We start from the raw sequence: 25,469 nt of genomic DNA on the forward strand, positions 1-25,469 counted from the left end.
TCCGCCGGTCCGTCCCCCGCCGGGAGGTCTCGTGTCGAGGCGGCTCATACCGGGGTGTCTCATACCGAGGCCGGCCGGGGGCTGTCGAGGTCACGGTCCTGGGCGGGCATGGGCGCGCCGAGCCGGCCGTCGATCAGCGGGACCGTCCGGTCCGTGTGCTGGGCGGTCTCCGGGTCGCTCGTGGCGAGCAGCACCGTGATGCCGTGCGAGCGGGCCGCGCTCACCAGCATGCGCAGCACCTGCGCCCCGTCGGCCCGGTGCAGCGGCGCCGTGGGCTCGTCCGCGAAGACCACCGCGGGGCCGGCGACCAGCGCCCGCGCCACGGCGACCCGTTGCAGCTGCGCCTGGACCAGGTCGGAGGGCCGTTTGCGGGCGATCTCCCCGATGTCGAGCCGCTCCAGCCACTCGCGGGCCGCGGCCCGCGCGGCGCGGTGGCCGGCGCCGGCCATCAGCAGCGGCAGCGCGGTGTTCTCCCACACGTTCAGCTCGGGCAGCAGCTCCGCGCTCGGGCCGACCCAGCCGAAGCGGTCCCGCCGCAGCCGGTCCCTGGCGGTCTCGGGCAGGGTGTGCACGGGCGAGCTGTTGAACCACACCTCGCCCTCGTCCGGCACGAGCTGCCCGGACAGACAGCGCAGGAGCGTGGTCTTGCCGGAGCCGCGCGGCCCGACCAGGGCCAGGATCTCGCCGGCCCTCACGTTGATCGAGACACCCAGCAAGGCCGGCGAGCCCTGGTGGGAGTGGCGCAGGGCGCGGGCCCAGAGCACGTCGTTGTCGGGCGGGGTCGCCATGACGTTCCTCCGCGGGTCGTTCCCCCCGACGTTCGGCACCGGGCCGAACGAACCGGGGAGGGAGCGGTCACTCCTGGGCACCGTAGGCAGGCCGCGGCGCCCAGGGCGCGCAGGCGCGGCGGCCGGGCGGCGCGGATCGTCCGGACGGGTGAGCCCCGGCGTGCGCGGGTGGCCGTACGGGGGTCGTATGCCGGTGGTACGCGTCCGGTGGGCGTACGCCCGGCGGGGGCGCGGCGGCGGCGCGGCGGCGGGCGGAACGGGCCGCGGATCACCGGGTGCGCGGCCTGTCCGGGCGACGGAATCGGGTGGCGCCCGCCCCTGGAGTCGTGCGGCGATCGGACTAAGCTGGGGTTCGTCTCAGCAAGTGGACATCAGTCAGTGGACATCGGACTCGTAGGACCAGGGAGCAAGCGCCGTGACCGAACTCCGTACTCTGCGCAACTACATCGACGGAGAATTCCGCGACGCGGCCGACGGGCGCACCACCGAGGTGGTCAACCCGGCGACCGGCCGGGCGTACGCCGTCGCGCCGCTGTCCGGGAAGGCCGATGTGGACGCCGCGATGGCCGCCGCCGAGGCCGCGTTCCCCGCCTGGCGGGACAGCACGCCCGCCGAGCGGCAGAAGGCGCTGCTCAGGATCGCCGACGCGGTCGAGGCGCGCGCCGACGAGCTGGTCGCCGTCGAGAGCGAGAACACCGGCAAGCCGCTCGGGCTGACCGCGAGCGAGGAGATCCCGCCGATGGTCGACCAGATCCGGTTCTTCGCGGGCGCCGCCCGCATGCTGGAGGGCCGCTCGGCGGGCGAGTACATGGACGGCATGACCTCCTTCGTGCGGCGCGAGCCGGTCGGGGTGTGCGCGCAGGTCGCCCCTTGGAACTACCCGATGATGATGGCCGTCTGGAAGTTCGCGCCCGCCATCGCCGCGGGCAACACGGTGGTGCTCAAGCCGTCCGACACCACCCCGGCCTCCACGCTGCTGCTCGCCGAGATCCTGGGCGGGATCCTGCCCAAGGGCGTCTTCAACGTGGTCTGCGGCGACCGCGACACCGGCCGGGCGATGGTCGAGCACCCGGTGCCCGCGATGGCCTCGATCACCGGTTCCGTGCGCGCCGGCGTCCAGGTCGCCGAGTCCGCCGCCAAGGACGTCAAGCGCGTCCACCTCGAACTCGGCGGCAAGGCGCCGGTCGTGGTCTTCGGCGACGTCGACATCCCCAAGGCGGTCGAGGACATCGCGGTCGCCGGGTTCTTCAACGCGGGCCAGGACTGCACGGCCGCCACGCGCGTCCTGGTGCACGAGTCCGTCCACGACGAGTTCACCGCGGCGCTGGCCAAGGCCGCGGCCGGTACGAAGACCGGTCTGCCCGACGACGAGGACGTGCTCTACGGCCCGCTCAACAACGCGAACCAGCTCGCCCAGGTGAGCGGCTTCATCGAGCGGCTGCCCGCGCACGCCAAGGTCGAGACCGGCGGCCACCGGATCGGCGAGGAGGGCTACTTCTACGCGCCGACCGTCGTCTCCGGGCTGCGGCAGGACGACGAGATCATCCAGCACGAGGTCTTCGGGCCGGTGATCACCGTGCAGTCCTTCTCCGACGAGGAGCAGGCGGTGGCGTGGGCCAACGGGGTCGACTACGCGCTCGCGTCCTCGGTCTGGACGAAGGACCACGCGCGGGCGATGCGGATGTCCAAGCGGCTGGACTTCGGGTGCGTGTGGATCAACACCCACATCCCGCTGGTCGCCGAGATGCCGCACGGCGGCTTCAAGCAGTCCGGCTACGGCAAGGACCTCTCCGGCTACGGCTTCGAGGACTACACGCGGATCAAGCACGTGATGAGCGCGCTCGACGCCTAGGAGACGGACGAACGGCCGGCCGGCGGTTCCGGTCGGCCGCCGGGCGGTCAGCGCCCGCGGGCCAGTACGCGCTGGAGGGCGTCGAGGCGGTTGGTGGTGATCGCGTCCACCCCGAGGTCCAGCAGCCGGGTCATCGAGCGCCGCCAGTCCGCGGTCCAGGCGCCGACCAGCAGACCGTGCTCGCGGGCCCAGGCCACGGTCGGCGGATCGACCAGCCCGAAGCGGAGGTTGAGCCAGCGCGGCGCCAGCCCGTCCAGCACGCTGTCCGCCGGCCGCAGCGAGGTCTTCCAGGTCAGCGCGATCTCCGCGTCGGGGTCGAGCGCGCGCACCTGCCGGATCGCGGACAGCTCCCCGCAGTAGTAGACACGTTCGGCCGCCCCCGCGTCCCGTACCGCGGCGACCGTGGGGGCCGCCTGATCGGCCTCGGTCAGATCGAGCAGCATCAGGCCGGAGCCGTGCGTACGCAGCTCGCCGAGCGCGTCCGCGAGGGACGGCACCCCGCCCCCGGTGGCTTTGAACAGCTCGTCCGAGGTCAGCTCCGTGACCTCGGACGGGTCCTTCCACAGCCGGTCGAGCGTCGCGTCGTGCAGCAGTACCGGGACCCCGTCCCGGGTGAGCCGGATGTCCACCTCCACCACGTCCGCGCCCTTGAGCAGCGCCGACCGCACCGACGGCAGCGTGTTCTCGCGGTGGTGGTACGGGTCGCCGCGGTGGGCGACGGTCCGCGCCGCACCAGGCGCCATCAGCGCCAGCCGGTGGTGTACGCGTCGATCTCGGCGGCGATCCGGGCCTTGTCCGCGTCGTCGAGGAACGACGCCTCGACCGCGTTCCTGGCCAGCGCGGCGACCCCGGCCGGGTCCAGGTCGAGCAGCCGGGCCGCGACCGCGTACTCCGTGTTGAGGTCGGTGCCGAACATCGGCGGATCGTCGCTGTTGACGGTGACCAGCACACCCGCGTCGACCATCGCCCTGATCGGGTGCTCGTCCAGCGCGGCGACCGCGCGGGTGGCGATGTTGGAGGTCGGGCAGACCTCCAGCGGGATCCGGTGCTCGGCCAGGTGGTCGAGCAGCCGCGGGTCCCGGGCGGCGCTCGTGCCGTGGCCGATCCGCTCGGCGCCCAGCTCGCGGATCGCGTCCCAGATCGTCTCCGGCCCTGTGGTCTCCCCGGCGTGCGGCACGCTGTGCAGCCCGGCCGCCCGCGCCCGGTCGAAGAACGGCTTGAACTGCGGCCGCGGCACCCCGATCTCGGGCCCGCCGAGACCGAAGGAGACCAGGCCCTCGGGCCGCAGGTCCACCGCGAGGCGCGCGGTCTCCTCGGCCGAGGCGATACCGGCCTCGCCCGGGATGTCGAAGCACCAGCGCAGCGCCACGCCCAGCTCCGACTCGGCGGACTTCCTGGCGTCCTCGATCGCCTCCATGAACGCCTGGGGGGCGATCCCGCGCCGGGTCGAGCTGTACGGGGTGACGGTCAGCTCGGCGTAGCGGATGTTCTGCCGGGCCATGTCCCGGGCCACCTCGTACGTGAGCAGCCGTACGTCCTCGGCGTCCCTGATCAGGTCCACCACGGACAGATAGACCTCGATGAAGTGGGCGAAGTCATGGAAGGTGAAGTACTCGGCGAGGGCCGCGGGGTCGGCTGGGACCGCGGAGTCCGGGTGCCTGGCGGCCAGTTCGGCGACGATCCGCGGGGACGCGGAGCCCACGTGGTGGACGTGCAGCTCGGCCTTCGGCAGCCCGGCGATGAAGGCGTCGAGGCCACTGGGGGCGCCGAGCCCGGCGGGCGCGCTGCCGGGTCCCTGACCGGATACGAGGTCGGGCATGCGGGGTCCTTCCCTGGAGGCTGATCCGTGCCCACCATCCTAGGAGGGCCGCGCGCCCGGCCGGCCGCATACCGTTCCGTCACACAACCGCAGCGGACTCCTGACGCGTACGGCCGCCGCGGCGCCTGGGGTTCGAACCCCAAGTCGGCCCTCCGGGGAGGCCCGTCCCACTCCACCGGCCGACGAGCCGGCACGGCCGCCGCGCGATCCCCTGACGGCTCCCGGCGGGTGATCGGCTCGGGCGGCGGCCGCGTCCCGCCCTGCCGCGCCCCGGAGCGCGTGTCACGCTGGACACGGAGGGTCGCGCCCGGACACCGGGGCAGGCCCGGTCAGCCGCCGGCGAGTCGCATTGGGGTGAACGGCGTGCAGGTCAGTGACATCGGGCTCGACAGTCCGCTGCTCGACACGGTCTACGGCGAACTGCTCGTCCCGGCCTTTCCGCCCGACGAGCTGATCACCCCCGACGAACTGCGGGCCGGCCTGGCGGCGGGCCTGCACTTCGTCTCCGCGGTGGTGCGCGACGGCCGCCCGGACGGCGCCGCGGTCGCCGAGTGGTCACCGGCCGGCCGGGTCCTGCTGCTGGCCTACATGTCGGTGCGCGGCGACGTGCGGTCCGGGGGCATCGGCAGCGCGCTGATGGCCGCCGTCCGGGACACCTGGCAGGAGCGCGTCCACCCGCTGCTGACCCTCGCGGAGATCGAGCACCCCGACGCCCACCCGTCCGACGAGCGGCGCGGCGACCCCGCGGCCCGGCTGCGCTTCTACGCCCGGCACGGCGCCCGCGTGCTGGACGTGCCGTACTTCCAGCCCGCCCTGCGGCCGGGCACCTCACGGGTGCCGGGCATGGTGCTGGGCCTGCTGGCGACCGCGCCAGAGCTGAGGGGGGCCGACGCCGTGCCCGCCGGACCCGTACGGCTCTTCATGACGGAGTACCTGGTCGAGACCGAGGGCAAGGTCTCCGACGACGACCCGGCGACGGCCGCGCTGTTCGCGTCCATGGAGCACCCCGGCGGGATCGCGCTGCTGCCGATGGACGACCCGGCCCGGCTGCCCCGTACGACACGGGTCTGACCGCCGGGACGCCGTGTGAGGCGGCTCACTACCGATGAGTAGTGAAACCCGCGTAATGATCCGCCCCCTACCCCCTCTCTCCCCGTGACGGACGACGTGACTGGGAGAACGGAGGGGCTGCGATGGCGGTTTCCGGAGCGAAGAACGCGGTCGAGTGGCTGGTGTCGGTGGCGGCCGACCCGAAGGGCTGCCGGTGGGAGTGGGAGCGCAATCCGCTGGGGGTGACGCTGCTGCCCGCCGGCCGGCTGTGGGACGTCCTGATCCTCGGCGGCGAGCTGGGCTATCCCACCCTGGACGTACTGGCCCGGCTGATCGACCGGCCGGGCCCGGTGCTCGCCGACTTCGGCGACGCGCGGATGGGTTTCTTCGTGCCCCCGGGCACGGCGGCCCGCTGGCTGGGCACGGGGGTACGGGCGGCCGGGCCCGGCACATGGATCGTGGTCCCGTACCCCGGGCGGCCGACCGGCGGGGTGCGCTGGCTGGTGCCGCCGGACGGCACCGGGCACCTCACCGACCCCGTGGTGCTGGAGCTGGCGATGCACGAGGCGGCGGCCCGGCTCGCGGGCGAGTGAGGGTGGCGCGGGGCACACGGCCGGTCCCGCGTGGCGCTTGTGGGGCGGCGGCCGGAGTGACGAGACTGGCGGGCAGAGGACGACGGAAGGGTCATATCGTGACGACCGAGCACATCACCCACTGGATCGCCGGCGGGCCCTGGACCGGTGGCTCGGACCGCCACGGCGACGTGTACGACCCGGCGACCGGCGCCGTCACCGGGCGGGTGGACTTCGCCGGGCCCGAGGTGGTGGACCGGGCGGTCGAGGCGGCCGCCGAGGCGTTCGAGCAGTGGCGGCACACCTCGGTCGCCCGGCGCACCTCCGTGCTCTTCGCCTTCCGCGAGCTGCTGCACGCCCGCCGCGAGAAGCTGGCCGACGTGATCGTCGCCGAGCACGGCAAGGTGCGCTCCGACGCGCTCGGCGAGATCGCCCGCGGCCTTGAGGTCGTCGAGTACGCCTGCGGTGTCGGCCATCTGACCAGGGGCGGCTACACCGAGCAGGCATCCGGCGGCGTCGACGTGTACGCGCTGCGGCAGCCGCTCGGGCCGGTCGCGGTCATCTCGCCGTTCAACTTCCCGGCGATGGTGCCCATGTGGTTCTTCCCGCTGGCCGTCGCGGCGGGCAACACCGTCGTCGTCAAGCCGTCCGAGAAGGACCCCTCCGCCGCGAACTTCCTGGCCGCGCTCTGGCGCGAGGCCGGGCTGCCCGACGGGGTCTTCAACGTCGTCCACGGCGACCGGGTCGCGGTCGACCGGCTGCTGGAGCACCCCGGCGTCAAGGCCGTCTCCTTCGTCGGCTCCACCCCGGTCGCCCGCCACGTCTACGAGACCGCCACCCGGCACGGCAAGCGGGTGCAGGCCCTCGGCGGCGCCAAGAACCACATGCTGGTCCTGCCCGACGCCGACCTCGACCTGGCCGCCGACGCGGCCGTCAACGCGGGGTACGGCGCCGCGGGCGAGCGCTGCATGGCCGTCTCCGTACTGGTCGCCGTCGACCCGGTCGGCGACGCGCTGGTCGACCGGATCAGCCGGCGCGTCGCGGGGCTGACCGTCGGCCCCGGCAGCGCCCCCGGCTCCGAGATGGGCCCGCTGATCACCGGCGCCCACCGCGACAGGGTGACCGGCTACCTCGACCAAGGCGTCACCGAGGGCGCCACCCTCGCCGTGGACGGCCGCAAGCACCCGGTCACCGGCGACACCACCGCGGACGGCTTCTGGCTCGGCCCGACCCTCTTCGACCACGTCCGCCCGGGCATGTCGGTGTACGACGACGAGATCTTCGGCCCGGTGCTCTCCGTCGTCCGGGTCGGCTCCTACGACGAGGGGCTGGCGCTGATCAACGCCAACCCGTACGGCAACGGCACCGCGCTGTTCACCAACGACGGCGGCGCCGCCCGCCGCTTCCAGCACGAGGTGGAGGTCGGCATGGTGGGGATCAACGTCCCCATCCCGGTGCCGGTCGCCTACTACTCCTTCGGCGGCTGGAAGTCCTCCCTGTTCGGCGACACCCACGCGTACGGCGAGGAGGGTGTGCGCTTCTTCACCCGGACCAAGGCGGTCACCCAGCGCTGGCCCGATCCGAGTCACGGGGGTCTGAACCTCGGCTTCCCGACGAACAGTTAGCCGCCGCGGCGGCCCGCTCCGACAGCAGCCTGGCCGCCGCCACCGCCGACAGCAGGGTGAGGGTCAGGGCCCAGCTCGCCAGCACGTCGAGCGGCCAGTGGTAGTCGCACCAGACCAGCGCCGCGCCCACCGCCAGCAGGAGCAGCGCGGTCGCGGCGGCGAGCGCGATCCGGCCCGCCACACGGCGGACGAACGGCAGGACGAGCAGGGTAGCCGCGCCGAAGGCCATCGCCGAAGTGGCGGTGTGGCCCGAGGGGAAGTAGCCGTAGCCGTCGGCGCGCGGGTGGATCCGCCCGGGGGCCGGGCGGACGACCGCCGACTTCACCAGGCTCACCACGACCGGGACCACCGCCATGGCCAGCGCGGCGGCCAGCGGCGGCAGCCACCAGCGGGGGAGCGCGGCCCGGCGGCCGAGCCAGGCGGTCAGGCACACCGCGGCCAGCAGTACGGGCACGGCGGCCTGGATGTTGCCCAGCTTGCACAGATAGTGCGCGGTGGTGGTCCAGCCCGGATGCGCGGCGGCCGCCCGCCGGAAGACCCGCAGCACCCGCCCGTCGGTGCCGACCAGCGCGCCGCCGGACGTCACCTGCCAGGTCAGTACCGCGAAGAGCGCGACACCCAGCGAGAACAGGGCGCCAAGGCCCCACAGACGAGTCAGCCGCCCCGGAACAGGGGGGAGAGTTCCGGGGCGGCCAGTGCGACCGCCGTACCGTCCGTCCCGGGGGGTGTGGGACGAACGGCCGACCGATCGGCGAGGATTGCCGGGGCCAGAGGTCCCGGCGGTGTCGTGCGCGAAGGCACTGATGTGCCGGTGATGGGGATTCACCGGCGCGGTGTCGCCCGTGGAGTCCTCCGGAGGAGTCCGCCGCGTGCGGGGTGTTCCGGTGAAACCGTACGTCACCGAACGGCCACTCAACCGCTTGATCACCCCTCCGCCATCAGGCCCGCACACCTTCTTCACGACCCCGGCCCCCTCGCGGCTCACACTCCGGCGAGGGCCTCCTCGATGATGTCCAGGCCCTCGTTCAACAGATCCTCGCCGATGACCAGCGGCGGCAGGAAGCGCAACACGTTGCCGTAGGTGCCACAGGTGAGGACGATCAGGCCCGCCGCGTGACACGCCTTGGCCACCGCGCCGGTCGCCGCCGGGTTCGGCTCCTTCGTCCCGGGCTCGACCAGCTCGATCGCGATCATCGCACCGCGCCCGCGCACCTCGCCGATGAACGGGAACTTCTCCTGCATCGCCCGCAGCCGCGGGGTCATCACCTCGCCGATCCGCCGCGCCCTCGCCGGCAGGTCGAGCTCCTTCATGGTCTCGATCGCGCCGAGCGCCGCGGCGCACGCCACCGGGTTGCCGCCGTAGGTGCCGCCGAGACCGCCGGAGTGCGCCGCGTCCATGATCTCCGCGCGCCCGGTCACCGCCGCCAGCGGCAGACCGCCCGCGATGCCCTTGGCCGTGGTGATCAGGTCGGGCACCACGCCCTCGTCCTCGCACGCGAACCACTGCCCGGTCCGGCAGAAGCCGGTCTGGATCTCGTCCGCGACGAAGACGATCCCGTTCTCCTTCGCGAACCGGGCGATCCGCGGCAGGAAGCCCTTGGCGGGCTCGATGAAGCCGCCCTCGCCCGCGATCGGCTCGATCAGGATCGCGGCCACGTGCTCGGCGCCGATCTGCTTGGTGATCTGGTCGATCGCCAGGTCCGCGGCCTCCTCGGCGGCCCGGTCGGGACCGGTCAGCCAGCGGTAGCCGTAGGCCAGCGGCACCCGGTACACCTCGGGCGCGAACGGCCCGAAGCCCTCCTTGTACGGCATGTTCTTCGCGGTCAGCGCCATCGTGAGATTGGTCCGGCCGTGGTAGCCGTGGTCGAAGACCACCACCGCGGTGCGCTTGGTATGGGCGCGGGCGATCTTCACCGCGTTCTCCACCGCCTCGGCGCCGGAGTTGAACAGCGCCGACTTCTTCGGGTGGTCGCCCGGGGTCAGCGCGTTGAGCTGCTCGGCGACCTCCACGTACCCCTCGTACGGGGTGATCATGAAGCAGGTGTGGGTGAAGTCGGCCAGCTGCTCGGTGGCCCGGCGCACCACGGCGGGCGCGCTGTTGCCGACCGAGGTGACGGCGATGCCGGAGCCGAAGTCGATCAGCCGGTTGCCGTCGACGTCCTCGACGATCCCGCCGCCCGCCCGGGTCACGAAGACGGGCAGGGTCACCCCGACGCCGTGGGCGACCGCCGCGGACTTACGGGCCAGCAGTTCCTGCGACTTCGGTCCCGGCACAGCGGTGACGAGCCGGCGCTCCTGGGGCAGTTCGGTCATGGCGGGTATTCCCCTCGTACGGCGTGTCGTCCGGTATTCGCGTCTTGTGTTCACGTCTTTCCCGCAGGCTAGGCCGGTGTCCGGCGCGGCCGCATACGCCGATAGGTAGCACTGTTCGGGCGCTCTGCGCCGGAACGGACAGTGCGCGCGCCGCGGGAAGACGTGGGGAAGACGCGGGAAGCCTCCGGGGAAGCCGCGTATCGGGCCTGGTCAAGATCCTTTTACTGGCGTAGCGGCTCGACTACATTGAGCACATCGTCGGAGACGCAGGGGCGAGGGGCGACACGCCATGGATGCCATGGGTTACGAGGGCAAGCACGGGCACGGCCACGAGCCGGGCCCGCTGCGGCCGCCACCCCCTTCGCTGCCGCCCTCCGCGCCGCCGCCGTACACCCCGCCGCCGTCCGTGCCGCCGCGGCCGGGCGGAGCGGTGCCGCGGCCCTCCGCGCCGCCGCCGATGCCCGCGCAGGCGCCGCCGCCGTCCGCGCTGGAGGTGTGGCTGCGGACGCCGCGGGCGATCGACGCGCCGGGGATCTTCGGGTTCGGGCACACGCCGCGGCCGAAGCCGGACCCGGACCGGCTGCCGGGGCGCAGGCTGATCGGCGGCGCGGTGCTGGCCGCTCTGGTCGGCGCGCTCTTCTGGTCGCTGTGCTGGAACCGCTACTTCCACTTCTGGTTCTGGCCCGTGCTGTGGCTCACCCCGACCGACTGGCGCAGCGGCGCGGGTGCGGACACCCACGCCTTCAACGTCGCCTCCAACGTCTACTACGTCCTGTTCACCGCGCTGGTCGCCTGGATCTGCTCGCGCCTGGGCAACTGGCCCGAGGTGTGGCGCCGTTACGTCCGGCCGGGGCTGCGCTCCCTGTGGGACACCCCCGCCGCCGGCGCCGCCCCCGAGGACGGCCGGGAGGACCCCGTCGGCTGGCCCGAACTGCGCGCCGCCGGGCAGTACGCGCTCGCCGACCGGCTGACCGCCGAGGTCCGCGGCGGGCGGATGCAGGACGTGGACTACGCCCGCATCCGCCACGCCTGGGAGCGCGCGCGGCACGAACCGGCCCTCCTCGACTCCTTCGCCGACGCCGTACTGCGAGAGGGCGCCGAGGCCTGCGGCCACCCGTCCGGCCGCCGCGACCTGCCCCGCCGCGGCGCCCCGCACGACCTGTACACCCGTCAGGTCAGGATCGGCCTCGGCGCCGACGACGACCGCAACCCGTACCAGCACCGCGGCTCCGGCATCGCGCTCGACCCGACCGTGCTCGGCACCGGGATGCTCGCCGTCGGGCCGCCCGGCTCCGGCAAGACCCGGCAGATCGTCCGCCCGGTGCTGGAGTCGCTGTGCCTCCAGGCGCTCGCCGGGCAGGCCGCGGTCGTCGCCGTCGGCGCCGCGGGCGCCGACCTCGGGCCCGCCGAGGCCTACGACGTGGTGATCTCGCCGACCGACCCCGCCTCCCCGCACGACCTGGACCTCTACGGCGGCGGCACCGACCCCGACACCGCCGCGGCCACCCTCGCCGAGGCCCTGCTCGACGCGCACAGCACCGACCAGGGCGAGCCGCGCCGGGCCGCCACCGCGATCGCCCAGGTGCTCGGCCCGTTCGCCGCCGCCCACGGCCGCTTCCCGGCCGTCAGCGAACTGCGTGAACTCCTCGACGGCACCGCGCACGCCTTCGCCGCCCTGCGCGACGCCCTCGACGCGGCCGGAGCGCACTCCATGGTCAGGGAGCTGGCCGCGCGCGAGCGGGAGGCCGCCCGCCCCGACGACATCGGCCCCCGCCTCGCCGACCGGGTCGCCCTGCTCGACCGGCCCGCGTTCGCCGGGTTCTTCGACGTGACCGGCCGCTCCCGCCCGTTCTCGATGTACGCGCTCGAATACCCGCTGCGGGTCAGGATCGAGCTGCCGGAGCGCGGCCACGCCGAGGCGTCCCGGATACTCACCCGGCTGGTCCTGGCCCAGTTCACCGCGGCCGTCGCCGCGCGCCGCGACCGTTCCCTGTTCGCCTGCCTGGTGCTCGACGACGCGTCCCACACGATCACCGCCGACGCCGTACGCGGTCTGGCCCGGCTGCGGTCCGCCAACGCCGGGGTGCTGCTCACACTGCGCACCCTGGACGACGTGCCCGAGCATCTGCGCACCGCGCTGCTCGGCGCGGTCGGCTGCCGGATGGCGCTGTCCGGGGTCACCACCTGGGACGGCAGGCGGTTCGCCGAGGCGTGGGGAACGACCTGGGTCGAGACCCGGGACGTCACCCGCACTCCCGACCAGTCGGGCGGGTTCATGCGCCGGACGACACGCGGGGTGCGGCGGCTGTTCACGGGGGAGGCGGCGACCACCGAGTCGGTCACCGTGCGCAGCGTCGAGCGCGAGCGCTGGTCCGCCTCCGACCTCGCGCACAACGTACCGGCCGGACACGCCGTGCTGTCGCTGTCCACCACCGCGGGTGAGCACGCGCCGCCGGTCCTGCTCGACCTGCGGGCCTGACCAGCGGGTACGACCCCGTTCGGCGAGGTACGCCGATCGTCGGACGATCATGAAATGGGGGTCCGATGGGCCGGGTGCTGTACGGTGCGGAACAATCGAGGGTGTCTACCGCCGCGGGTCGGCCGGCATCGACCGCTCGGCCATCACTCACCGCCCGGCCACCATCCACCGCCCACCGGTACCAGGTCTGTATGCCCCTCACCCTCGCGTCCCTCGCCCATCACTCGGCACTCAAGCTCACCGTCCTGTCCGGCGACGACCGGCTCGACGCGGAGGTCCGCTGGGTGCACACCAGCGAACTGGACGACCCGGCGCCTTACCTCGAGGGCGGCGAGCTGCTGCTGACCACCGGCCTCAAGCTCGACGTCGACGACCCGGACAGCCTGCGCGCCTACGTACGGCGGCTCGCCGCGGCCGGCGTGGTCGGGGTGGGCTTCGGTGTCGGCGTCGGCCACGACGAGGTGCCGCCCGCCCTGGTGACCGCCGCCGCGCAGGCCCGGCTGCCGCTGCTCGAAGTGCCGCGCGCGACCCCCTTCATCGCCATCAGCAAGACCGTCTCCGCGGCCATCGCCGCCGACCGGTACCAGGCGGTCACCGCCGGGTTCGAGGCCCAGCGCGAACTCACCCGGGCCGCCCTCGCCCCCGACGGCACCGGCGCGCTGCTGGCCCGGCTCGCCGCCCACCTCGACGGCTGGGCCGCGCTCTACGACGCCTCGGGCGCGGTCCTGGCCGCCGCCCCCGACTGGGCGGGCCGCCGCGCCGCCCGGCTGGCCGGCGAGATCGACCGGCTCCGTGACACCCCGGCCCCGGCGAGCGCCGCCGTCGCCGGGCCCGCGGGCACCGAGGACCGGGTCGAGCTCCAGTCCCTCGGCACCGGCCGCCGCCCCCGCGGTTTCCTCGCCGTCGGTACGGAGGAACGTCTCGACACCTCGGCGCGCTATGTCGTGCACGCCGCCGTCGCGCTGCTGACCCTGTCCCTCGAACAGTCCCGTACCCTCCAGGACGCGCAGGGCCGGCTGGCCGCCGCGCTGCTGCGGATGCTGCTCGCCGGGGAGCCGGACCACGCCCGCAGCGTCGCCGGAGGGCTGTACGGCACGCTGCTCGACCGGCCGGTGCGGCTGCTGATCGCCGAGCCCTCCGATCCGCACCTCGGGCCCGACGCCGTCGCCCTGCTGGCCGAGCGCGCGGAGGCGGCGGCCGTCCGCTCCGGCGAACCGCTGCTCGCCGTGCGCGAGGGCGACCGGCTGGTCGTGCTGGCCGCGGAGGACGCGGCGGCGCTGTCCACGACGGCCGACCTCGCGGAGGGCGAGGACGCCCTGGCGTCCGGTCTGTCCGGGGCCGTCGAACCGGCCGAGGCGCCCGAGGCCCACCGTCAGGCCGAACGCGCCCTCGCCGTCGCCCTGCGCCGGGGCCGCAACCTGGTCGAACACGACGAGGTGGGCGCGGGCTCGGTCATGCCGCTGCTCGCCGACGACGCGGTGCGGGCCTTCTCCGAGGGTCTGCTGCGTCCCCTGCGTGAGCACGACGCGACGGCCCGCGGTGACCTGGTGGCCTCGCTCGCCGCCTGGCTCTCCCACCACGGCCAGTGGGACGCGGCGGCGGCCGACCTCGGCGTCCACCGCCACACCCTGCGCTACCGGATGCGCCGGGTCGAGGAAATCCTCGGCCGCTCGCTGGACGACCCGGATGTCCGCATGGAGCTGTGGCTCGCCCTCAAGGCCGGTACGTAAGCGCCGGCACGTAAGCGCCGGTACATAAGCGCCGACACGTAAGCCCCGCCGCCGGACAGCGGCCGACCACGGTACGAGCGCCCGCCGACAGCGGCCGCACCCGGGGCGGGCTTCGGCGGCGTGGCCAATACGTAGCGTGCGGGGGGTCGCGTACTCCGCGGTGGACAACGGACTCGGCGGGCGGGCCCGCCTACCGTGTGGGCGTCGGACCGAGTTTCCAGAGAGGGCGGACCCACCGTGACCACCACTGCCGCAGCCCCGTACGCGTTCTGGCCGGCCGGCCGCCCGGCCACCGGCGCGGACACCTTCGACGTGACCAGCCCGTGGGACGGCGCGCTCGTCGGCCGGGTGAGCGTGCCGACGGAAGGTCAGGTCGAGCAGGCCGTCGCGGCCGCCGCCGCGGCCAAGGACGCGTTCGCCGCGACCCCCGCGCACATCAGGGCCGCGGCCCTGGACCACGTGGCCCGGCGGCTCGCCGAGCGCACCGAGGAGCTGGCCCGGCTGATCACCGCCGAGAACGGCAAGCCCGTCAAGTGGGCGCGCGGCGAGGTCGGCCGGGCGGTCTCCGTCTTCCGCTGGGCCGCCGAGGAGGCCCGCCGCTTCAACGGGGGCGAGGCGCAGCGGCTCGACACCGACCCCGGCGGCGTCGGCCGGCTCGCCCTGACCCGCCGCTTCACCCGCGGACCCGTGCTCGGCATCGCGCCCTTCAACTTCCCGCTCAACCTGGTCGCCCACAAGGTCGCCCCGGCCCTCGCGGTCGGCGCGCCGATCATCCTCAAGCCCGCGCCCGCGACCCCGCTGTCGGCGCTCGTGCTCGGCGAGATCCTGGCCGAGACCACCGGCCTGCCCGAGGGCGCCTGGAGCGTGCTGCCGGTGCCGAACGACCGGATGCCCGCGCTGGTCCAGGACCCGCGGCTGCCGGTGATCTCCTTCACCGGCTCCGACACGGTCGGCTACGCGATCATGGACTCGGTGCCGCGCAAGCACGTCACCCTGGAGCTCGGCGGCAACGCGGCCGCGGTCGTGCTGGCCGACTGGTCCTCCGAGCAGGACCTGGAGTGGGCGGCGACCCGTATCGCCACCTTCGCCAACTACCAGGGCGGCCAGTCCTGCATCTCCGTGCAGCGGGTCGTCGCGGACACCGCCGTCTACGACGCGCTCGCCGAGAAGATCGTGGCCAAGGTGCGCGAGCAGGTCACCGGCGATCCCGGCGACGACCGCACCGACGTCGGCCCGCTGGTGAGCGAGGCCGCCGCCGAGCGGGTCGGGGCGTGGGTGGACGACGCCGTGGCCAAGGGCGCCAAGCTGCTGACCGGCGGGGTGCGCGACGGCGCCGCCTACGCGCCGACCGTGCTCGCGGACCTGCCCGCCGACGCGATCCTGACGGGCGCCGAGGCATTCGGCCCGGTGCTCTCCCTGCACCGCGTCGAGGGCGCCGACGAGGCGTTCGCGGCCGTCAACGACTCGCGTTTCGGCTTGCAGGCAGGGGTGTTCACCCACGATCTGCAACTGGCGTTCCGGGCCCACCGCGCGCTGGAGGTCGGCGGGGTGGTCATCGGCGACGCGCCGTCGTACCGGGCCGACCAGATGCCGTACGGCGGGGTGAAGGACTCCGGCACCGGCCGTGAGGGCGTGCGGTACGCGATGGACGACTACACCTACGAGCGGGTGCTCGTCCTCACCGGCCTCGACCTCTGAGCCGCCGGGGGCCGGCCTCTGCCGTCGGCGACCCGGCGGCTGAGCGCCGGCCTCCGAGCCACCGGGCTGCTGACGTACGGTCAGCAGCCCGGCCCAACTTCTCTGGTGGGATCACCGGATCTCGGGTAGTACGGACAAGTAGTACCGGTCGGTAGCCGTCCTACCCGGAGGTGACGCAACCGTGTCCGCACCCGTCGCAGCACGCAAGGTCTCGGAGCGAGAAGCACGCCAGGTGGCGGAGGCCGCCAGGGAGCAGGACTGGCACAAGCCCAGCTTCGCCAAGGAACTCTTCCTCGGCCGCTTCCGCCTCGACCTGATCCACCCGCACCCGCTCCCCGCGCCCGAGGCCGTGGCGAAGGGCGAGGCGTTCCTCGGCCGGCTCCGCGACTTCTGCGAGACCCGGGTGGACGCGGCCCTGATCGAACGCGAGGCCCGTATCCCGGACGAGACGATCAGGGGCCTGAAGGAGATCGGCGCCTTCGGCATGAAGATCGACGAGCTGTACGGCGGCCTCGGCCTCACCCAGGTGTACTACAACAAGGCACTCGCCCTGGTCGGCAGCGTCAGCCCCGCGGTCGGCGCGCTGCTGTCGGCCCATCAGTCGATCGGCGTGCCGCAGCCGCTGAAGATGTTCGGCACCAAGGAGCAGAAGGAGAAGTTCCTGCCGCGCTGCGCCCGCACCGACATCAGCGCCTTCCTGCTCACCGAGCCGGACGTCGGCTCCGACCCGGCCCGGCTGGCCACCGCCGCCGTACCGGACGGCGACACGTATGTGCTCGACGGCGTCAAGCTGTGGACGACCAACGGCGTCGTGGCCGACCTCCTCGTGGTGATGGCCCGCGTCCCGAAGTCGGCGGGGCACCGCGGCGGCATCACCGCCTTCGTGGTCGAGGCCGGGTCCGTCGGCATCACGGTGGAGAACCGCAACGCCTTCATGGGCCTGCGCGGCATCGAGAACGGCGTCACCCGCTTCCACCGCGTCCGGGTGCCGGCCGCGAACCGGATCGGCCCCGAGGGCGCCGGGCTGAAGATCGCCCTGACCACCCTCAACACCGGCCGGCTCTCGCTGCCCGCCGGGTGCGTGGGCGCGGCCAAGTGGTGTCTGAAGATCGCCCGCGAGTGGTCGGTGGCCCGCGAGCAGTGGGGCAAGCCGATCGCCCGGCACGAGGCCGTCGGCGCCAAGATCGCCCGTATGGCCGCCACCACCTTCGCCCTGGAGGCGGTGCTCGACCTGTCCTCGCAGATGGCCGACGAGGACCGCAACGACATCCGGATCGAGGCCGCGCTGGCCAAGCTCTACGGTTCCGAGGCGGCCTGGCTGATGGCCGACGACCTCGTGCAGATCCGCGGCGGCCGGGGCTTCGAGACCGCCGACTCGCTGGCCGCCCGCGGCGAGCGCGCGGTGCCGGCCGAGCAGATGCTGCGCGACCTGCGGATCAACCGGATCTTCGAGGGCTCCACCGAGATCATGCACCTGCTGATCGCCCGTGAGGCGGTCGACGCCCATCTGTCGGTGGCCGGTGACCTCATCGACCCCGACACCTCGCTCGGCGAGAAGGCCAGGGCGGGTGCCAAGGCCGGCGGGTTCTATGCCCGCTGGCTGCCCAAGCTCGTCGCCGGACCCGGCCAGCTTCCCCACTCCTACGCCGAGTTCGGTGAACTCGCCGGTCATCTGCGGTATGTCGAGCGGGCCGCCCGCAGGCTCGCCCGCAGCACCTTCTACGCGATGTCGCGCTGGCAGGGCCGGCTTGAGTCGAAGCAGAACTTCCTGGCCAGGATCGTCGACATCGGCGCCGAGCTGTTCGCGATGAGCGCGGCCTGCGTACGGGCCCAGCACCTCGCCGCGACCGGCGACCACGGGCGCGAGGCCCGGCTGCTCGCCGACACCTTCTGCCGGCAGGCCCGGGTCCGCGTCGACGAACTCTTCGCCCGGCTGTGGACCAACACCGACGGCCCCGACCGCAGGCTCGCCAAGGCGGTGCTCGACGGCTCGGTGACCTGGCTGGAGGCGGGCATTGTCGACCCCACCCGCGAGGGCCCCTGGATCGCCGACGCCGCCCCGGGGCCGAGCGCCCGGGACAACGTGCACCGGCCGGTGCGCTGATCCGCCGGGGCGCGCGCCACGCCGCTGAGCGGGCGCGCGGCAGGCTCCCGGCCCGGCCGTCCGGGGCAGTGCGTGAGAAACCGCCGCGGCAGGACAGAATGAAGTCCATGACGGACGCTCTCGCAGACCCGCACTACCGCCCGCACGTCACGCCGGACCCCGGCGCGGGCCCCAGGACGGTCGTGATCCTCGGCTCCACCGGCTCGGTCGGCACCCAGGCCATCGACGTGGTGCTCCGCAACCCCGACCGCTTCAAGGTGGTCGCGATCTCCGCGGCGGGCAGCCGGGTCGGCCTGCTCGCCGAACAGGCGTACCTGCTCCGGGTGCACACGGTCGCGGTCGCGGACGAGGCCGCCGTCGGCCCGCTGCGCGCCGCGCTGGCCGGCCACTACGGCGGCGCCGAGCTGCCGGAGATCATCGCCGGACCGCAGGCCGCCACCCAGGCCGCGACCCTCGAGTGCCACTCGGTGCTCAACGGCATCACCGGCTCCATCGGCCTGCGGCCCACCCTGGCCGCCCTGGAGGCCGACCGGGTGCTGATCCTCGCCAACAAGGAGTCGCTGATCGTCGGCGGCCCGCTCGTGAAGGCCGTCGCCAGGCCCGGCCAGATCGTCCCCGTGGACTCCGAGCACTCCGCGCTGTTCCAGGCGATGCTGGGCGGCAGCCGGGCCGAGGTGCGCAGGCTGATCGTCACCGCCTCCGGCGGCCCCTTCCGCGGCCGTACCAAGGCCGAACTGGCCGGCGTGACGCCCGCCGACGCCCTGGCCCACCCCACGTGGGACATGGGCCCGGTGATCACCGTCAACTCCGCGACCCTCGTCAACAAGGGGCTGGAGGTCATCGAGGCACATCTGCTGTACGACATCCCGTTCGACCGGATCGAGGTCGTCGTGCACCCGCAGTCGTACATCCACTCCATGGTCGAGTTCGCCGACGGGTCCACGCTCGCCCAGGCCAGCCCGCCCGACATGCGGATGCCGATCGCCCTCGGGCTCGGCTGGCCGGACAGAGTGCCGGACGCCGCGCCCGCGTTCGACTGGTCGAAGGCGTCCACCTGGGAGTTCTTCCCGCTGGACGAAGCGGCCTTTCCCTCCGTCGCTCTGGCCCGGCATGTGGGTAGCCTCGGGGGCACCGCTCCCGCGGTGTTCAACGCGGCCAACGAGGAGTGCGTCGACGCCTTCCTCGCCGGCCGGCTGCCGTTCACCGGGATCGTGGACACCGTCGCCAAGGTCGTGGAGGAACACGGCACACCGCCGGCGGGAACTCGGCTGACGGTCGAGGACGTCCTCGAAGCGGAGACCTGGGCGCGCGCCCGGGCCAGGGAACTGGCACAAGCATCGGAGGTAGCAGGCGTATGACGGCTCTCATGACGATCCTCGGCATAGTCGTCTTCGCCGTGGGCCTGATGGTGTCCATCGCCTGGCACGAGCTGGGCCACCTGTCCACCGCCAAGCTCTTCAAGATCCGCGTGCCGCAGTACATGGTCGGCTTCGGCCCCACCATCTGGTCGCGGCGCAAGGGCGAGACCGAGTACGGCTTCAAGGCCGTGCCGCTCGGCGGCTACATCCGGATGATCGGCATGTTCCCGCCCGGCGAGGACGGCAGGATCACCGCCCGTTCCACCTCGCCGTGGCGCGGCATGATCGAGGACGCCCGCTCGGCCGCGTACGAGGAGCTCCAGCCCGGCGACGAGACACGGATGTTCTACACGCGCAAGCCGTGGAAGCGCGTCATCGTGATGTTCGCCGGGCCCTTCATGAACCTGATCCTGGCCGTCGCGCTGGCGCTGACCGTCTTCATGGGCTTCGGCATCAACATGCGCACCACCGTCGTCGGCCAGGTCAGCGACTGTGTGATCTCCCAGGCCGACACCTCCAAGCGCAACGTGGAGAACCCGTGCCGCGCCGGTGACCCCATCGCCCCCGCGAAGATCGCCGGGCTCAAGGCGGGCGACAAGTTCGTGGAGTTCAACGGCCGTCCGGTGCACGACTGGAACACCCTGTCGGAGGACATCCGCACGGGCGCGGGCCCGGCCACCGTCGTGGTCGAGCGCCACGGACAGCGGATCACCCTGCACCCGACGATCACCACCAACACCGTCGCCAAGACCGACAGCGACGGCAACTACGTGGACGGCACGGTGAAGGCCGGCTTCCTCGGGTTCAGCCCCGCCACGCACATCCAGCCGCTGGGCCTGACCGATTCCTTCGGCCACATGGGCGACATGGCCCAGCAGGGCGTCAGCTCCCTGGTCAGCCTGCCCAGGCGGATCCCCGACCTGTGGAACTCGGCCTTCAACGGCGCCCCCCGCAAGCAGGACTCGCCGATGGGCGTGGTCGGCGCGGCCAGGGTCGGCGGCGAGGTCTTCGCGCTCAAGGAGCCGGCCGTCGACCGGGTCGTGACGATGGTCATGCTGGTCGCGGGCTTCAACCTGTCGCTGTTCCTGTTCAACATGCTCCCGCTGCTGCCGCTCGACGGCGGCCACATCGCGGGCGCGGTGTGGGAGGCGGTCCGCCGCAAGACGGCGAAGGTCTTCCGCAAACCCGACCCCGGCCCCTTCGACGTGGCCAAGCTCATGCCGATCGCTTATGTCGTGGCCGGAATCTTTGTGTCCTTCACCTTGCTCGTGCTGATCGCCGATGTGGTCAACCCGGTCAAACTCAGTTCATGACATGCGGTACGAGGTGAGACTCGTGGGCGGGGTGCCGTAACCTCGATGCCGGAGCCCGCCCACGACGGGACCTCGTTCCACACCTTGGGGATGCCACGCAGATGACCGCGATTTCGCTCGGTATGCCGGATGTTCCGACCAGACTCGCCGACCGCCGCAAAAGCCGTCAGATCCAGGTCGGAAGTGTCGCTGTGGGCGGCGACGCACCCGTGTCCGTCCAGTCGATGACGACCACCCGGACCTCCGACATCGGCGCGACCCTTCAGCAGATCGCCGAGCTGACCGCCTCCGGCTGCCAGATCGTCCGGGTCGCCTGCCCGACGCAGGACGACGCCGACGCGCTCGCCACGATCGCCCGCAAGTCGCAGATCCCCGTCATCGCCGACATTCATTTCCAGCCGAAGTACGTCTTCGCCGCCATCGACGCGGGCTGCGCCGCCGTCCGGGTCAACCCGGGCAACATCAAGCAGTTCGACGACCAGGTCAAGGAGATCGCCAAGGCCGCCTCGGCCGCCGGCACCCCGATCCGGATCGGCGTCAACGCGGGCTCGCTCGACAAGCGGCTGCTGGAGAAGTACGGCAAGGCCACCCCCGAGGCGCTCGCCGAGTCCGCGCTGTGGGAGGCGTCGCTCTTCGAGGAGCACGACTTCCACGACATCAAGATCTCCGTGAAGCACAACGACCCGGTCGTGATGGTCGCCGCCTACCGGCTGCTCGCCCAGAAGTGCGACTACCCGCTGCACCTCGGCGTCACCGAGGCCGGCCCCGCCTTCCAGGGCACCATCAAGTCCGCGGTCGCCTTCGGCGCGCTGCTCAGCGAGGGCATCGGCGACACCATCCGGGTCTCGCTGTCCGCGCCGCCGGTCGAGGAGGTCAAGGTCGGCATCCAGATCCTGGAGTCGCTGAACCTGCGCCAGCGCCGGCTGGAGATCGTCTCCTGCCCGTCCTGCGGCCGCGCCCAGGTCGACGTCTACAAGCTCGCCGACCAGGTCTCCGCCGGCCTTGAGGGCATGGAGGTGCCGCTGCGCGTCGCCGTCATGGGCTGCGTCGTCAACGGCCCCGGTGAGGCCCGTGAGGCCGACCTCGGTGTCGCCTCCGGCAACGGCAAGGGTCAGATCTTCGTCAAGGGCGAGGTCATCAAGACCGTCCCCGAGTCCAAGATCGTCGAGACCCTGATCGAAGAGGCCATGAAGCTCGCCGAGCAGATGGAAGCAGCGGGTGCCGCCTCCGGCGAACCGCAGGTGAGCGTCTCCTGAGCGAGAAGTACCGGCCGTCAGGATCCCCGCCGTCGGTGCCGTCGGTGCCGCCGACGCGCACCCCGGCGGGGCGGCCCGCGGCCGGGCCCGGGCCCGGCGCCGGGTTCCGGCCGCCGGCCACCGCCGGGTTCCGGCCGCGTCACGCGTACCGGTGCGGGGCCGCGGGGCACCGCGGCCGCCCGCGCGGTAGGGTGCCAGGGTCAATTCCCGCCGTCGCCCGCGGCCCGTACGGTGAGGCGTCCCCGTGTTGACCCACCCGACTGCCCGAGTCCTGGACCCCGGCGACCTCGACGCGGCCCTCGCACTGCTCGACCGCGACCCGGTCTCCAACGCCTTCGTCACCTCACGCGTGAGCATCGCCGGGCTCGACCCCTGGCGGCTCGGCGGCGAGATGTGGGGCTGGTACTCCGCCGGCAAGCTCACCTCGATGTGCTACGCGGGCGCCAACCTCGTACCCATCTGCGCCACCCCCGAGGCCGTACGCGCCTTCGCCGAGCGCGCCCGCCGGGCCGGCCGCCGCTGCTCGTCCATCGTCGGCCCCGCCGAGCCCACCGCCGATCTGTGGGCGCGGCTCGAACCGTACTGGGGGCCCGCCCGCGAGGTCCGCGCCCGTCAGCCGCTGATGACCACCCGCGCGCTGCCCGATGTCGCCCCCGACCCCGGGGTGCGCCGGGTGCGGCGGGACGAGATGGACGTGCTGATGCCGGCCTGCGTGGCGATGTTCACCGAGGAGGTCGGCGTCTCGCCGCTCGCCGGTGACGGCGGGCTGCTCTACCAGGCCCGGGTCGCCGAACTCGTCTCCGCCGGACGCGCGTTCGCCCGTATCGAGGACGGCGAGGTCGTCTTCAAGGCCGAGATCGGCGCCGTCACCCGGCACACCTGCCAGATCCAGGGCGTCTGGGTCGCGCCCTCCCACCGCGGCCGCGGTCTGTCGGAGACCGGCATGGCCGCCGTGCTGCACTACGCGCTGCGCGATGTGGCCCCCGTCGTCAGCCTCTACGTCAACGACTTCAACACCCCCGCCCGCGCCGCCTACCGCCGGGTCGGCTTCACCGAGGTCGGCGCCTTCATGAGCGTGCTGTTCTGAGCCGCGGCCGCCGTCCGCGGGTCTTCGCGAGCGGCCGGAACAGGGTGCGTGGCGGGTGCCGCCGCCCGCTCCGGGTAAGGTCCCCCGACATGGAGAACGTGGTGGTCGGCCCGTGCGATCTCACCGCACACGTCGACGAAGCCCTTGCCGTCCAAGCGCTCGCCTTCGGCCTCGGGCCCGACGAGGTGATCATCCGCCGGCAGATCGTGCTGCGGCACCTGGCGTCCCCCGGGGCCCGGGCCCTGGCCGCGCACACCGACGACGGCGCGATGGTCGGCTTCGTGTACGGGCAGCCCAACGACCGGGCGCACTGGTGGTCCAGCGTCGTACAGCCGTATGTGCGCGAGGCGGGCAACGACGCCTGGCTCGACGACTCCTTCGTCATCACCGAACTGCATGTGCTGCCCGGCTTCCAGGGTCGCGGCATCGGCCGCCGGCTGATCACCGGCATCACCGACACCGCGAGCGAGCCGCGCAGCATCCTGTCGGCGATCGACGGGGAGACCCCGGCCCGCCGGCTCTACCGTTCGCTGGGCTACCGGGACCTGGCCCGCCCGGTCCACTTCCCCAGCGCCCCCCGCCCGTACGCGGTGATGGGCGCGCCGCTGCCGCTGCCGCGCCGGACGGGCGAATAACCGTTTCGGGTGCGCCCGGGCAGGTCGGTATCCTCGCCGGACCCTGGGCACCTAGAAACCTACGGAGAACCACCATGGTCCTGCGCATGTCCCGGCTGATGCTCAAGACGCTGCGTGACGACCCGGCCGACGCGGCGACGCTCAGCCACAAACTGCTGGTCAGGGCCGGATATGTGCGCCGCTCCTCGGCCGGGGTGTGGACCTGGCTGCCGCTGGGCAAGCGCGTGCTGGACAACGTCGCAAGGGTCGTGCGCGAGGAGATGGACGCCATCGGCGGCCAGGAGGTGCTGCTGCCCGCGCTGCTGCCCCGCGAGGTGTACGAGACCACCGGCCGCGCCGAGGAGTACGGCGACCTGCTCTTCCGGCTCAAGGACCGCAAGGGCGCCGACTATGTGCTCGGGCCCACCCACGAGGAGATCTTCACCCAGCTGGTCAAGGACCAGATCACCTCGTACAAGGACCTGCCGGTGATCCTCTATCAGATCCAGACCAAGTACCGGGACGAGGCCAGGCCGCGTTCGGGGGTGCTGCGCGGGCGCGAGTTCCTGATGAAGGACGCCTACTCCTTCGACACCGACACCGAGGGGCTCGCCGAGTCCTACCGGCTGCACCGGGAGGCTTACTCGCGGATCTTCCGGCGCCTCGGGCTCGACATCCGCGTGGTGTCGGCGGTGTCAGGCGCGATGGGCGGCTCGGCGTCCGAGGAGTTCCTGGCGCCCGCCGCGGCCGGCGAGGACACCTTCGTGGACTGCCCGTCCTGCGCCTACGCGGCCAACACCGAGGCGGTCACCTTCACCGCGGCCGTGCCCGTGGCCACCGACCCCGGCCCGGTCGAGGAACTGGACACCCCCGACACGACCACCGTCGAGGCACTGGCCGAACGCTGCCGGGTGCCGGCCGCCGCCGTCCTGAAGAACCTGCTGGTCACGGTGGACGGCGAGATCACCGCGGTCGGTGTCCCCGGCGACCGCGAGGTCGATCTCGGCAAACTCGCCGAACACCTCGCCCCCGCCGTCGTCGAGCTGGTCACCGCCGAGGACTTCACCGGCCGCCCCGACCTCGTCCGCGGCTACGTCGGCCCCCAGGGCCTCGGCGTCCGCTACCTCGCCGACCCCCGGATCGCCCCCGGCACGGCCTGGATCACCGGCGCCAACAAGCCCGGCCGGCACGCCGCCAACGTCGTCTGCGGGCGGGACTTCACCGTCGACCGCTATCTCGACGTGGTCACCGTTCGGCCCGGCGACCCCTGCCCGCGCTGCGGCGCGGCGCTCACCGTCGGACGGGCCATCGAGGTCGGCCACATCTTCCAGCTCGGCCGCAAGTACACCGACGTCTTCCAGGTCGACATCCCCGGCCGCGACGGCAGGCCGGTCCGCGTCACCATGGGCTGCTACGGCATCGGCGTGTCCCGCGCGGTGGCCGCCCTCGCCGAACAGACCGCCGACGCGCACGGCCTGTGCTGGCCCGCCGAGATCGCCCCGGCCGACGTCCACGTCGTGGCCGCCGGCAAGGCCGCGCAGCAGGCGCTCGCCGAGGAGGCCGCCCAGGCGCTGCACACGGCGGGCCTGCGGGTCCTGCTGGACGACCGGGCGGGTGTCTCGCCGGGCGTGAAGTTCACCGACGCGGAACTCCTCGGCGTCCCCGCCCTCCTGATCGCCGGCCGCCGCGCCCAGGACGGCGTCCTGGAACTCAAGGACCGCCGCACGGGCGAGCGCGTGGAACTCCCGCTGGAGCAGGCCGTACGGCGGCTCACCGAGGGGGCCGCGCGGTCCGCCCGGCCCTGACGGCGC

Annotated in this window: 19 protein-coding genes; 14 read left to right on the forward strand and 5 right to left on the reverse strand. The window is 73.2% G+C overall.

Annotated features, from left to right (window positions below):
- Nucleotides 1-59 precede the first annotated feature (59 nt).
- On the reverse strand, nt 60-788 hold the full coding sequence (locus OHA30_RS27120; protein WP_328916494.1) for an ABC transporter ATP-binding protein: 729 nt from the start codon (nt 786-788) through the stop codon (nt 60-62).
- A gap of 415 nt (nt 789-1,203) precedes the next feature.
- Here OHA30_RS27120 and OHA30_RS27125 point away from each other — a divergent pair, with 415 nt between their 5' ends.
- A complete protein-coding gene (locus tag OHA30_RS27125; RefSeq protein WP_328916495.1) occupies nt 1,204-2,640 on the forward strand; it encodes a gamma-aminobutyraldehyde dehydrogenase in 1,437 nt (478 codons plus the stop codon).
- Nucleotides 2,641-2,687: 47 nt separating this feature from the next.
- Here the strand turns inward: OHA30_RS27125 and OHA30_RS27130 are convergent, their stop codons facing one another.
- The gene (locus tag OHA30_RS27130) at nt 2,688-3,383 is read right to left on the reverse strand and encodes a glycerophosphodiester phosphodiesterase (RefSeq protein ID WP_328916496.1); all 696 of its coding nucleotides are present in this window, start codon (nt 3,381-3,383) and stop codon (nt 2,688-2,690) included.
- Nucleotides 3,383-4,459 carry an adenosine deaminase gene (locus OHA30_RS27135; protein WP_328916497.1) on the reverse strand — a complete coding sequence of 359 codons (1,077 nt, stop codon included), beginning with the start codon at nt 4,457-4,459 and terminating at the stop codon, nt 3,383-3,385. The genes OHA30_RS27130 and OHA30_RS27135 overlap by 1 nt, the downstream gene beginning before the upstream one ends.
- A 363-nt stretch (nt 4,460-4,822) precedes the next feature.
- On the opposite strand from OHA30_RS27135, the gene OHA30_RS27140 reads away from it, so the two are divergent.
- From OHA30_RS27140 to OHA30_RS27150, 3 genes are all read left to right on the forward strand, one after another.
- On the forward strand, nt 4,823-5,530 hold the full coding sequence (locus OHA30_RS27140) for a GNAT family N-acetyltransferase (RefSeq protein ID WP_328916498.1): 708 nt from the start codon (nt 4,823-4,825) through the stop codon (nt 5,528-5,530).
- A 122-nt stretch (nt 5,531-5,652) separates the two neighbouring features.
- Nucleotides 5,653-6,102, forward strand: coding sequence for a hypothetical protein (locus tag OHA30_RS27145; protein ID WP_328916499.1), 450 nt, complete (start codon nt 5,653-5,655; stop codon nt 6,100-6,102).
- A gap of 98 nt (nt 6,103-6,200) precedes the next feature.
- The gene (locus OHA30_RS27150; RefSeq protein WP_328916500.1) at nt 6,201-7,706 is read left to right on the forward strand and encodes a CoA-acylating methylmalonate-semialdehyde dehydrogenase; all 1,506 of its coding nucleotides are present in this window, start codon (nt 6,201-6,203) and stop codon (nt 7,704-7,706) included.
- Here OHA30_RS27150 and OHA30_RS27155 read toward each other — a convergent pair.
- Both OHA30_RS27155 and gabT read right to left on the reverse strand, forming a co-directional pair.
- On the reverse strand, nt 7,642-8,292 hold the full coding sequence (locus OHA30_RS27155; RefSeq protein ID WP_328916501.1) for a phosphatase PAP2 family protein: 651 nt from the start codon (nt 8,290-8,292) through the stop codon (nt 7,642-7,644). The two genes, OHA30_RS27150 and OHA30_RS27155, sit on opposite strands and share 65 nt — an antisense overlap.
- A gap of 395 nt (nt 8,293-8,687) precedes the next feature.
- On the reverse strand, nt 8,688-10,019 hold the full coding sequence (gabT, locus tag OHA30_RS27160; RefSeq protein ID WP_328916502.1) for a 4-aminobutyrate--2-oxoglutarate transaminase: 1,332 nt from the start codon (nt 10,017-10,019) through the stop codon (nt 8,688-8,690).
- Between the two features lie 289 nt (nt 10,020-10,308).
- Here gabT and OHA30_RS27165 point away from each other — a divergent pair, with 289 nt between their 5' ends.
- From OHA30_RS27165 to OHA30_RS27210, 10 genes are all read left to right on the forward strand, one after another.
- Complete coding sequence (locus OHA30_RS27165; RefSeq protein WP_405785174.1) at nt 10,309-12,498, forward strand: ATP-binding protein; 2,190 nt, start codon at nt 10,309-10,311, stop codon at nt 12,496-12,498.
- A gap of 191 nt (nt 12,499-12,689) precedes the next feature.
- Nucleotides 12,690-14,228 carry a PucR family transcriptional regulator gene (locus OHA30_RS27170; RefSeq protein WP_328916503.1) on the forward strand — a complete coding sequence of 513 codons (1,539 nt, stop codon included), beginning with the start codon at nt 12,690-12,692 and terminating at the stop codon, nt 14,226-14,228.
- A 237-nt stretch (nt 14,229-14,465) separates the two neighbouring features.
- Nucleotides 14,466-15,926 carry an aldehyde dehydrogenase family protein gene (locus OHA30_RS27175; protein WP_328916504.1) on the forward strand — a complete coding sequence of 487 codons (1,461 nt, stop codon included), beginning with the start codon at nt 14,466-14,468 and terminating at the stop codon, nt 15,924-15,926.
- 181 nt (nt 15,927-16,107) lie between these two features.
- The gene (locus tag OHA30_RS27180) at nt 16,108-18,030 is read left to right on the forward strand and encodes an acyl-CoA dehydrogenase family protein (protein ID WP_328916505.1); all 1,923 of its coding nucleotides are present in this window, start codon (nt 16,108-16,110) and stop codon (nt 18,028-18,030) included.
- Nucleotides 18,031-18,137: 107 nt separating this feature from the next.
- Nucleotides 18,138-19,388 carry a 1-deoxy-D-xylulose-5-phosphate reductoisomerase gene (dxr, locus tag OHA30_RS27185; protein ID WP_328916506.1) on the forward strand — a complete coding sequence of 417 codons (1,251 nt, stop codon included), beginning with the start codon at nt 18,138-18,140 and terminating at the stop codon, nt 19,386-19,388.
- A complete protein-coding gene (locus tag OHA30_RS27190; protein WP_328916507.1) occupies nt 19,385-20,701 on the forward strand; it encodes a M50 family metallopeptidase in 1,317 nt (438 codons plus the stop codon). Before dxr ends, OHA30_RS27190 begins: the two co-directional genes overlap by 4 nt.
- Nucleotides 20,702-20,802: 101 nt before the next feature.
- Nucleotides 20,803-21,957, forward strand: a complete 1,155-nt coding sequence (ispG, locus tag OHA30_RS27195) for a flavodoxin-dependent (E)-4-hydroxy-3-methylbut-2-enyl-diphosphate synthase (RefSeq protein WP_328916508.1) — start codon at nt 20,803-20,805, stop codon at nt 21,955-21,957.
- 244 nt (nt 21,958-22,201) lie between these two features.
- Nucleotides 22,202-23,044 carry a GNAT family N-acetyltransferase gene (locus tag OHA30_RS27200; RefSeq protein WP_328916509.1) on the forward strand — a complete coding sequence of 281 codons (843 nt, stop codon included), beginning with the start codon at nt 22,202-22,204 and terminating at the stop codon, nt 23,042-23,044.
- Between the two features lie 89 nt (nt 23,045-23,133).
- Nucleotides 23,134-23,679 carry a GNAT family N-acetyltransferase gene (locus tag OHA30_RS27205; RefSeq protein WP_328916510.1) on the forward strand — a complete coding sequence of 182 codons (546 nt, stop codon included), beginning with the start codon at nt 23,134-23,136 and terminating at the stop codon, nt 23,677-23,679.
- Nucleotides 23,680-23,753: 74 nt separating this feature from the next.
- A complete protein-coding gene (locus tag OHA30_RS27210; protein ID WP_328916511.1) occupies nt 23,754-25,463 on the forward strand; it encodes a proline--tRNA ligase in 1,710 nt (569 codons plus the stop codon).
- Nucleotides 25,464-25,469 lie beyond the last annotated feature (6 nt).

Origin of the sequence: Streptomyces sp. NBC_00223, from assembly GCF_036199905.1 — a bacterium.
Lineage (GTDB): Bacteria > Actinomycetota > Actinomycetes > Streptomycetales > Streptomycetaceae > Actinacidiphila.

Coding starts and splice junctions, on each gene's coding strand:
- OHA30_RS27120 (WP_328916494.1), bottom strand. CDS start 788: ATGGCGACCCCGCCCGACAACGACGTGCTCTGGGCCCGCGCCCTGCGC.
- OHA30_RS27130 (WP_328916496.1), bottom strand. CDS start 3,383: ATGGCGCCTGGTGCGGCGCGGACCGTCGCCCACCGCGGCGACCCGTAC.
- OHA30_RS27135 (WP_328916497.1), bottom strand. CDS start 4,459: ATGCCCGACCTCGTATCCGGTCAGGGACCCGGCAGCGCGCCCGCCGGG.
- OHA30_RS27145 (WP_328916499.1), top strand. CDS start 5,653: ATGGCGGTTTCCGGAGCGAAGAACGCGGTCGAGTGGCTGGTGTCGGTG.
- gabT (WP_328916502.1), bottom strand. CDS start 10,019: ATGACCGAACTGCCCCAGGAGCGCCGGCTCGTCACCGCTGTGCCGGGA.
- OHA30_RS27165 (WP_405785174.1), top strand. CDS start 10,309: ATGGATGCCATGGGTTACGAGGGCAAGCACGGGCACGGCCACGAGCCG.
- OHA30_RS27170 (WP_328916503.1), top strand. CDS start 12,690: ATGCCCCTCACCCTCGCGTCCCTCGCCCATCACTCGGCACTCAAGCTC.
- dxr (WP_328916506.1), top strand. CDS start 18,138: ATGACGGACGCTCTCGCAGACCCGCACTACCGCCCGCACGTCACGCCG.
- OHA30_RS27190 (WP_328916507.1), top strand. CDS start 19,385: ATGACGGCTCTCATGACGATCCTCGGCATAGTCGTCTTCGCCGTGGGC.
- ispG (WP_328916508.1), top strand. CDS start 20,803: ATGACCGCGATTTCGCTCGGTATGCCGGATGTTCCGACCAGACTCGCC.
- OHA30_RS27205 (WP_328916510.1), top strand. CDS start 23,134: ATGGAGAACGTGGTGGTCGGCCCGTGCGATCTCACCGCACACGTCGAC.
- OHA30_RS27210 (WP_328916511.1), top strand. CDS start 23,754: ATGGTCCTGCGCATGTCCCGGCTGATGCTCAAGACGCTGCGTGACGAC.